8 protein-coding genes are annotated in these 8,088 nt (G+C 66.6%); 4 read left to right on the top strand and 4 right to left on the bottom strand.

Annotated elements, in window-relative coordinates; genetic code table 11:
• Nucleotides 1–208: 208 nt before the first annotated feature.
• The 4 genes from ACESMN_RS02525 to ACESMN_RS02510 form a co-directional block, all read right to left on the bottom strand.
• Entirely contained in the window at nucleotides 209–592 is a 384-nt protein-coding gene (locus ACESMN_RS02525; protein WP_373052013.1) for a sulfur globule family protein, read from the bottom strand.
• Nucleotides 593–969: 377 nt separating this feature from the next.
• Nucleotides 970–1,569 (bottom strand): Maf family protein, encoded by a 600-nt coding sequence (locus ACESMN_RS02520; protein WP_373052012.1) that lies wholly within the window; start codon nucleotides 1,567–1,569, stop codon nucleotides 970–972.
• Entirely contained in the window at nucleotides 1,570–3,402 is a 1,833-nt protein-coding gene (gene oadA / locus ACESMN_RS02515) for a sodium-extruding oxaloacetate decarboxylase subunit alpha (protein ID WP_373052011.1), read from the bottom strand.
• 9 nt (nucleotides 3,403–3,411) lie between these two features.
• Nucleotides 3,412–4,833: an acetyl-CoA carboxylase biotin carboxylase subunit gene (locus tag ACESMN_RS02510; RefSeq protein WP_373052039.1), complete on the bottom strand. Its 1,422-nt coding sequence runs from the start codon at nucleotides 4,831–4,833 to the stop codon at nucleotides 3,412–3,414.
• 124 nt (nucleotides 4,834–4,957) lie between these two features.
• On the opposite strand from ACESMN_RS02510, the gene ACESMN_RS02505 reads away from it, so the two are divergent.
• From ACESMN_RS02505 to ACESMN_RS02490, 4 genes are all read left to right on the top strand, one after another.
• Nucleotides 4,958–5,470: a YceD family protein gene (locus ACESMN_RS02505; protein WP_373052010.1), complete on the top strand. Its 513-nt coding sequence runs from the start codon at nucleotides 4,958–4,960 to the stop codon at nucleotides 5,468–5,470.
• A 67-nt stretch (nucleotides 5,471–5,537) separates the two neighbouring features.
• A complete protein-coding gene (gene rpmF / locus ACESMN_RS02500) occupies nucleotides 5,538–5,735 on the top strand; it encodes a 50S ribosomal protein L32 (RefSeq protein ID WP_373052009.1) in 198 nt (65 codons plus the stop codon).
• A 248-nt stretch (nucleotides 5,736–5,983) separates the two neighbouring features.
• Nucleotides 5,984–7,012: a phosphate acyltransferase PlsX gene (gene plsX / locus ACESMN_RS02495; RefSeq protein WP_373052008.1), complete on the top strand. Its 1,029-nt coding sequence runs from the start codon at nucleotides 5,984–5,986 to the stop codon at nucleotides 7,010–7,012.
• Nucleotides 7,009–7,965, top strand: coding sequence for a beta-ketoacyl-ACP synthase III (locus ACESMN_RS02490; RefSeq protein ID WP_373052007.1), 957 nt, complete (start codon nucleotides 7,009–7,011; stop codon nucleotides 7,963–7,965). Before plsX ends, ACESMN_RS02490 begins: the two co-directional genes overlap by 4 nt.
• Nucleotides 7,966–8,088 lie beyond the last annotated feature (123 nt).

Raw genomic sequence — 8,088 nt, 5'->3', positions numbered from 1 at the left:
CTGATCGCGGCTGGAAGTGGCTCCGACGGGTATCGCTGATCGCGGCTGGAAGTGGCTCCCACTGGCGGCGGGCTCTCTTGGCGATCGGGCCGCGTTGGGAAAACCACCCGCCAGACCTACCCATCGGGCACAAAAAAAGCCCGGTCGTTCAGAACCGGGCTTTCGCGCTGCCGGCCGGATGGGACCGGCCGGAGCGCTTCAGACTGCCTTACTCCTCGGCTTCGCCCTGGTCACCAGACTCGGGAGCGGGCGGAGCACCATACGGAGCACCATACGGGGCGCCGTAGTAGTGGTACGGCTGATAGCCATAGCCGTAGGGATAGCCATAACCGTAGCCGTCGCCGTAGCCGCGACCATGACCCCAGCCACGGCCGGTGCCGCGTGCCGAGAAGTCGAAGTCGCTGAACATGTCGCCGAAGCCGAACATATCACCGAGACCGCGACCGTAGCCGGGACCGTAACCGTAGCCGGGACCGTAGTAGGGTCCGTAGCCGTAGCCGGGATAGCCGCCCCACTGTGCGCTGGAAGCCATGGGCACTGCGAAGGCGCCGACCAGGGCGGCGATAGCAACAACTTTCAGTGTCTTGCGCATGACAACGAATCTCCTTGGTTGATATGCCCTTGCTTCACGTACAGTCCGTACCTGGCTCGGTACTTGCTGCTGGACCCTCGGACGTGAAGGGCGCACGTCTCTGGGTGGGATTACCCGGATCAGTATTTAAGCGTCTGTAGGCGGCCTTTTTCAAGCCCCGCCCGGGCGTGCCTGCGTCCTTGCCGTTCGCCGATACTGGACAAAGAACGCGGACGAATATTGATCCGGATCAATATTCTGAAAGAAACCGATCAGGTCGTCGTGCCGTCCTGCCCGGAACAAAGGGGAATCCATTTTTTAAATCATTCCCCTATGAGAATAATTTAACGCAAAACCTAGGCAGCGGACCGGCTGTTCCCGAACACCGTACCGGTGTGTCAGGCACGGTCTGGCGGCACGTTCATCCCGGCCTCCCGAAGCCAGGCACAGAGGCGGATCAGCGGGAGTCCGACCAGCGCGGTGGGGTCGTCACCCTCCGTGCGGCGGAACAGGGACACGCCGAGACCCTCGGACTTGAAGCTCCCGGAACAGTCGTAGGGCCGCTCCAGACGCAGGTAGCGTTCGATCTCGTCTTCATCGAAATCGCGCATATGCACCGTAAACGGCACCACCCCGATCCACTCGCGTCCGGAGGCGGTGTCGATCAGGCACAGGCCGGTGTGAAACACGACCGACTGCCCGGAGAGCGCCGCCAGCTGCTCCGCCGCGCGCTGATGATCACCGGGCTTGGAGAGGACGCGCTCGCCGATCCCGGCACTCTGGTCGGAACCGATGACCAGCGCATCCGGATAACGGGCCGCGACATCGGCAGCCTTGGCGCGGGCGAGCCGCTCTGCCAGCGCCGGCGGGGTCTCTTCGGGGAGCCGGTCCTCGGCGACCCCGGGGCTCGCGGTCTCGAAGGGGATCCGCAGGCGTTCCAGGAGGCTGCGCCGATAGGGCGAGGTCGAACCCAGGACGAGGGTGCGCAATGCGGTCATTCAGGCCTCGATCTCGATCAGGGCATCATCCGGATTCGCCGCCTGGCCCTTGGTCACGTTCACCGCCTTCACCACGCCGCTGACCGGTGCCGGGATCTCCGATTCCATCTTCATGGCCTCCAGCACCAGCACGGGGGTGCCGGCCTGCACCTCCTGGCCCTCGCTCACCAGCACGTCGATCACCGTTCCGGGCATCGAGGTGGTCACGTCCCCGGGGCGCGTGGCGCGCCGCGCGGCCGGCTTGCGGGGCCTTTTCTGTCCCTCGGCTCCGGCGGCGGGACCGGGGACGACATCGATCTCCTCCAGGGTCTCGAGCAGCACCTCCTCGGGCAGTCCGTCGACGGTGACGTACAGGGGCCGGGAGTCCTCGCGCCGGTGGCCACTGCCGGTGACCTTGATGTGGTAGGACTCACCGTGGAAGGTCACGTTGAACTCGACCGGGGCAGGACACCCCGCGGCGGTAGTGGCCTGGGGCGGGTTCAGGGGCTCTGGCACCAACATTCCGTCGCGCCGCTGCTCCAGGAACTGCCTTCCGACTTCCGGGAACAGCGCGTAGGTCAGCACGTCTTCCTCGGTGCCGGCGAGTTCACCGATCTCGCTGCGCAGGGTGTCCATTTCCGGGGGCAGGCGGTCCGCAGGCCGGCATTCCAGCACTTCGGAGTTGCCGATGGCCTTGCCCCGGATGATCGGGTTCACCGGACCGGGGGTGTCCCCGTAGTGCCCCATCAGGTAGTGCTTCACCTCGTTGGTGATCACCTTGTAGCGCTCACCGGCCAGGACGTTCATCACCGCCTGCGTACCCACGATCTGCGAGGTCGGGGTGACCAGCGGTGGATAGCCGAGGTCCTCGCGCACGGTGGGGATCTCGCGGAGCACCGCGTCGAACTTGTCCAGTGCGTCCTGATCGCGCAGCTGATTCGCCAGGTTGGAGATCATGCCCCCGGGTACCTGGTTGACCTGCACGCGGGTGTCCACGCCGGTGTAGTCGCTCTCGAAGCGCGCATACTTCTTGCGCACCTCGCGAAAATAGGCGTCGATCTCCTGCAGGGCCTCCAGGTCCAGGCCCGTGTCATACCGGGTGCCGGCCAGGGCCGCGACCATGCTCTCGGTCGGCGGGTGGCTGGTGCCTCCGGCGAAGGCGGATATCGCGGTCTCGATGTGCCGGCAACCCGCCTCGATCGCCTGCCAGTGACAGAGTTCGGAGAGCCCCGACGTCGCGTGGGCATGCAGATGGATGGGCACGGAGACCGCATCCACCAGCTCCGAGACCAGCTCGCGGGTGGCGCTCGGGGTCAGCAGGCCGGCCATGTCCTTGATCGCGATGCTCTGGGCCCCCATCTCGACCATCGCGCGGGCCATGCCCACGAACTGGCGCGAGGTATGCACCGGGCTTGTGGTATAGCAGATCGTGCCCTGCGCGTGACCTCCGGCCTCGCGGGTGGCCTCGATCGCGACCTGCAGATTGCGGGTGTCGTTCATCGCGTCGAAGATCCGGATGATGCTGATCCCGCCCTCGACACTGCGCTGCACGAAGCTGCGCACCACGTCGTCGGCGTAGTGACGGTAGCCGAGCAGGTTCTGTCCGCGGAGGAGCATCTGCAGCGGCGTCTTCGGCAGGGCGGTCTTGAGCCGGTGCAAGCGCTCCCAGGGGTCTTCCTTCAGGAACCGCACGCAGGCGTCGAAGGTCGCGCCACCCCAGGCCTCCAGCGAGTAGAAACCGATCTCATCCATCTGGTGGCAGATGGGCAGCATGTCCTCGATGCGCAGACGGGTCGCGATCAGGCTCTGATGCCCGTCGCGCAGGGTCAGGTCAGTGATGTGTACTCGGCTCATGAAACGATCCTAGAGGCCATGGTGGGCGGCGAGGGCGGCAGCGATGGCGACGGCGAGATTCCGGTTCGGACGGCTCTTGGGGAAATCCGTCAGCTCCGGGTGAGCGGCTATGAAGCCGGTGTCAAAGGAGCCGGATCGGAACTCCGGGTGATCCACGATCGCGAGGTGGTAGGGAATGGTGGTGCGGACGCCGAATACGCCGATATCCCGCAGGGCGCGGTCTGCCCGTTGCAGCAGCAGGTCCCAGTCGAGCGCCCAGCAGATCAGCTTGGCGCACATCGAGTCGTACTGGGGCGGGATCTGGTAGCCGGTGTAGATGGCCCCATCGGTGCGGATGCCCGGTCCGCCCGGCGCGAAATAGCGCGTGATCCGGCCGAAGCTCGGCAGGAAGTCGTTCTCCGGATCCTCGGCATTGATCCGGAACTCCATCGCGTAGCCGCGGCGGGTGATGTCTTCCTGCCGGTAGCGCAGCGGCAGTCCCGCGGCCACGCGCAGCTGCTCCTGCACGATGTCGATCCCGGTGATCATTTCGGTCACCGGGTGCTCGACCTGCAGGCGGGTGTTCATTTCCATGAAATAGAAGGAACCGTCATGGTCCAGCAGGAACTCGACGGTCCCGGCATTCTCGTAGCCGACTGCCCGTGCGGCGGTCACCGCCGCGGCTCCCACATACTCCCGCTGCGCCTCCGTCAGTTGTGGCGAGGGGGCAATCTCGACCAGCTTCTGGTGCCGGCGCTGAATGGAACAGTCGCGTTCGAACAGGTGGACCACGTTGCCGTGGCTGTCTCCCAGGATCTGTACCTCGATGTGCCGCGGATTGACGATCGCCTTTTCCAGAAAGATCTCGGTGCTGCCGAAGGCGCGGGTCGCCTCCGAGCGCACGCGCTCGAAGTTCCGGCGCAGGCTGTCCGGATCCTCGCACAGGCGGATACCCCGGCCACCACCGCCGTTGGTGGCCTTCAGCATCACCGGATAGCCGACACGTTCGGCCACCGGCAGCGCGGCTTCGGCGTCCTCCAGGTTGCCCTCGGACCCGGGTACGACCGGCACGCCCGCGGCCATCATCGCCTCGCGCGCCGCGACCTTGTCTCCCATGCGGCGGATCACCGCGGCCGAGGGGCCGACGAAGCGGATGCCCCGGGCGGCACAGGCGGCCGCGAACTCGGCATTCTCCGAGAGAAAGCCGTAACCGGGATGCACGGCGTCACAGCCCGCCGCCCGGGCCACGTTGATCAGGCGGTGCATGTTCAGATAGCCGCCCATCGTGTCCGGCCCGATGGAGTAGGCCTCGTCGGCCTTCTTCACGTGCAAGGCGTGACGATCCGCATCGGTAAAGACCGCCACCGAGGTGACGCCCATCTCCGCGCAGGCGCGGATCAGACGCACGGCGATTTCGCCGCGGTTGGCAATGAGGAGTTTGCGGATCGGAATCACGCCCGGCGGTCCTGTGTGGTTTTTGGCAGTGCAGTATCCGCAAGCGCCGGCGGGGCTGCAAGTTAAGCCTCTGTTCGCTTTGACAGAAAACCCGCGCGCGCGTATATTCCGCGCCCTTGAGATGAGCCGTCTTCCCGTTTCCCTCGACCCCTTCCAGCCGCGGGCGCTCCACCAGCAGTGGCAGGGTGAACTCGGCCGAGAGGAATTGCCGCGGCTGGCCGCGTCGGTGCCCGAGGGGATGCCGCTCAGCGTGCATGTGCTGCTCGGCCTTGAGCGCGGACTGCTCGGAGAGATCCGGCTGCAGGGCAGGATCAGCGGCGAACTGGGGCAACAGTGCCAGCGCTGTCTGCAGCCGATGACATGGACCTTCAGCCTGGAGCCCGACGTGGTCGTGGCCGGTCCGGAGGGGCTGCCCGAAGCCCTCGGAGAAGGGCAGGAGGTGCTGGAGCTGGACGAGGACGGTCTCCTGCGGCCTGCGGAGTTCGTGGAGGAGGAGATCCTGCTCTCGCTGCCGCTGTCGCCCCGGCACCCGGACTGCGGCCCGCGGTTGCAGCGCGAGTTCGAACCCGGCGCGGGCGGCGGGGAGGGCGAGAATCCCTTTGCAGTACTGAAAAAGCTGCGCAGGTCGCTCTGAACGCAGCCCGGTAGACCTTAAACAATGCGCCCGGTTTTCCGGGACCTGGCAGATTGGAGACACCACCATGGCAGTTCAGCAAGGCCGTACCACTCCGTCGAAGCGCGGCATGCGCCGCGCGCACGACGCCCTCAGGGGCGCCACGCTCTCGATCGAACCCACCACGGGTGAAGTCCATCGCCGGCACCACGTGTCTCCGGACGGTTTCTACCGCGGTCGCCAGGTGGTCCAGAAGGACGTAGCGGTCGAGGACGACGAGGATTGACGCACGCCTCCGTCGTCTGCCTCGGGGGCGAACGCCGGGCGCCGTGCCTGTGCGCGCGCTGCGGCGATCGGGCCCCGGCGGAGCCCCGTCCGAGGTAAGATAGCCCCACGGGCCGCCTGGGCGGCCCGGCATGCCGGCGTCCGTCCGTCACGGGGCGCGCGGAACCCCGGAACCGGTGATCGCTCCTCGCGACCTCCAATCGGAGTCGCGACCTGGGGCAGGCAGTGCGAAGGCAAATCGCGATCGGCATGAGTCACAGCTATTCCATTGCGCTGGACGTGATGAGCGGAGACCACGGCGCCTCCGTGATCATGCCGGCCGCGCTCCACGCGCTGCAGGCGATGAGCGACGTCCATCTCCTGCTCGTCGGCGACGAGGCGGTGGTCGCGGCGCACCTGCGGCACTGGCCGCAGTCCGTCCGTGGGCGGGTACAGGTGGTTCACGCGTCGCAGACGGTGGCGATGGAGGAGCTGCCAGCGGTCGCCCTGCGCAACAAGCGCGACTCCTCCATGCGCAAATCGATCGACCTGGTGAAGGCGGGGGACGCCTCCGCCTGCGTCAGCGCCGGCAACACCGGCGCCTTGATGGCGACTGCCCGTTACGTGCTGAAGACGCTGGCCGGCATCGACCGGCCCGCGATCGCCACGGCGCTGCCATCGCTGTTCGGGCACACCCACATGCTGGACCTCGGCGCCAATGTCGACGTGGAGGCGGCCCACCTGTACCAGTTCGCGGTGATGGGTTCGGTTCTGGTGAGCGCGATCGACGGTCTGGACACGCCCCGGGTCGGGTTGCTCAACATCGGCTCCGAGGCGATGAAGGGCAATGACCGCGTGCGCGAGGCCGCCCACCTGCTCGAGAATTCCTCGCTGAACTACATCGGCTTCGTCGAGGGCAACGACGTGTACTGCAGTGATGTCGACGTGGTCGTGTGTGACGGCTTCGTCGGCAATGTCGCACTGAAGACGAGCGAGGGTGTCGCACGCATGATTTCCGACAACATCCGGGCCGAGTTCAGGCGGACGTGGATCACGCGGCTTCGGGGCCTGGCCGCGCTGCCGGTACTCAATCGTTTTCGCAATCGCTTCGATCCCCGACGCTACAACGGCGCCTCGCTGCTGGGTCTGCAGGGGATCGTCATCAAGAGCCACGGCGGGGCGGACGAGATCGCCTTCCAGAATGCCATACGGATCGCGCGCAAGGAGGCCCAGGCCAACGTTTCGCAGCGGATCGACAAGCAGCTGGGCCGCATGTTGCGCCAGGAGGTGGAAGTGTGACCCATGCCCGCGTGACCGGAACCGGCGGCTACCTGCCGGAAGGGATTCTGACCAACGCCGACCTGGAAAGGCTGGTTGATACCACGGACGAGTGGATCGTCGAGCGCACCGGCATCCGTCTGCGTCACGTGGCGGCGCCCGGGGAGACGACCTCGGACCTGGCCCTGCAGGCCTCGCTGCAGGCGCTGGACGCGGCCGCTCTCCACGCGCACGACCTCGACATGATCCTGGTCGCGACCACCACGCCCGACCAGATCTTTCCGAGCACTGCCTGCCTGCTTCAGGCCAAGCTGGGCGTGGGTGGCTGTCCGGCCTTCGATATCCAGGCGGTATGCAGCGGGTTCGTATACGCACTCGCGACGGCGGACCAGTTCATCCGCGGTGGCCAGTGCCGCCATGTGCTGGTGGTGGGCGCCGAGACCCTGTCCCGCATCACCGATTACAGCGATAGGGGCAACTCCATCCTCTGGGGCGACGGGGCAGGGGCGGTGATCGTGTCCGCGGCGAAGGAACCGGGCGTGATCTCGACCCACCTGCATGCCGACGGAGCCCACCGGTCGCTGCTTGAGGTGCCGGCCGGTGTCTCGCGCACGGACGTGACCGACGACAAGATCCGCATGGAAGGCCGCGCCGTCTTCAAGATGGCGGTGAACACGCTGGACCAGATCGTGGACGAGACCCTCGCACACAACGGGATCGCAAAGACCGAACTGGACTGGCTGGTTCCGCACCAGGCCAATATCCGCATCATCCAGGCGACCGCGAAGAAGCTCGCGATGTCCATGGATCAGGTGGTGGTGACGGTGGATACCCACGGCAATACCTCGGCCGCGTCCATCCCGCTCGCCCTGGACGTCGCGGTGCGCGATGGCCGGATCAAGCCGGGCGACCTGATTCTCACCGAGGCCTTCGGTGGCGGCTTTACCTGGGGTGCCGCACTGATCCGTATGTAAGGCCGGCGATGCCGATCGCGGCCAGGAGGCCGCTCCCACAGGTCGTAGGAGCGACCTCCCGGTCGCGATACGGCGCCGGCAGACCCACCAAGGCCAATCGCGGCCAGAGGCCGCTCCCACAGG

Source organism: Thioalkalivibrio sp. (assembly GCF_041690275.1).
Taxonomy (GTDB): domain Bacteria; phylum Pseudomonadota; class Gammaproteobacteria; order Ectothiorhodospirales; family Ectothiorhodospiraceae; genus Thioalkalivibrio.
This window is presented reverse-complemented; position numbering and strand designations above follow the sequence as displayed.

Bases quoted from the DNA above. Each gene is read 5' to 3' on its own strand.
- ACESMN_RS02525 (WP_373052013.1), bottom strand. From the start codon at position 592: ATGCGCAAGACACTGAAAGTTGTTGCTATCGCCGCCCTGGTCGGCGCC.
- ACESMN_RS02520 (WP_373052012.1), bottom strand. From the start codon at position 1,569: ATGACCGCATTGCGCACCCTCGTCCTGGGTTCGACCTCGCCCTATCGG.
- oadA (WP_373052011.1), bottom strand. From the start codon at position 3,402: ATGAGCCGAGTACACATCACTGACCTGACCCTGCGCGACGGGCATCAG.
- ACESMN_RS02505 (WP_373052010.1), top strand. From the start codon at position 4,958: ATGAGCCGTCTTCCCGTTTCCCTCGACCCCTTCCAGCCGCGGGCGCTC.
- rpmF (WP_373052009.1), top strand. From the start codon at position 5,538: ATGGCAGTTCAGCAAGGCCGTACCACTCCGTCGAAGCGCGGCATGCGC.
- plsX (WP_373052008.1), top strand. From the start codon at position 5,984: ATGAGTCACAGCTATTCCATTGCGCTGGACGTGATGAGCGGAGACCAC.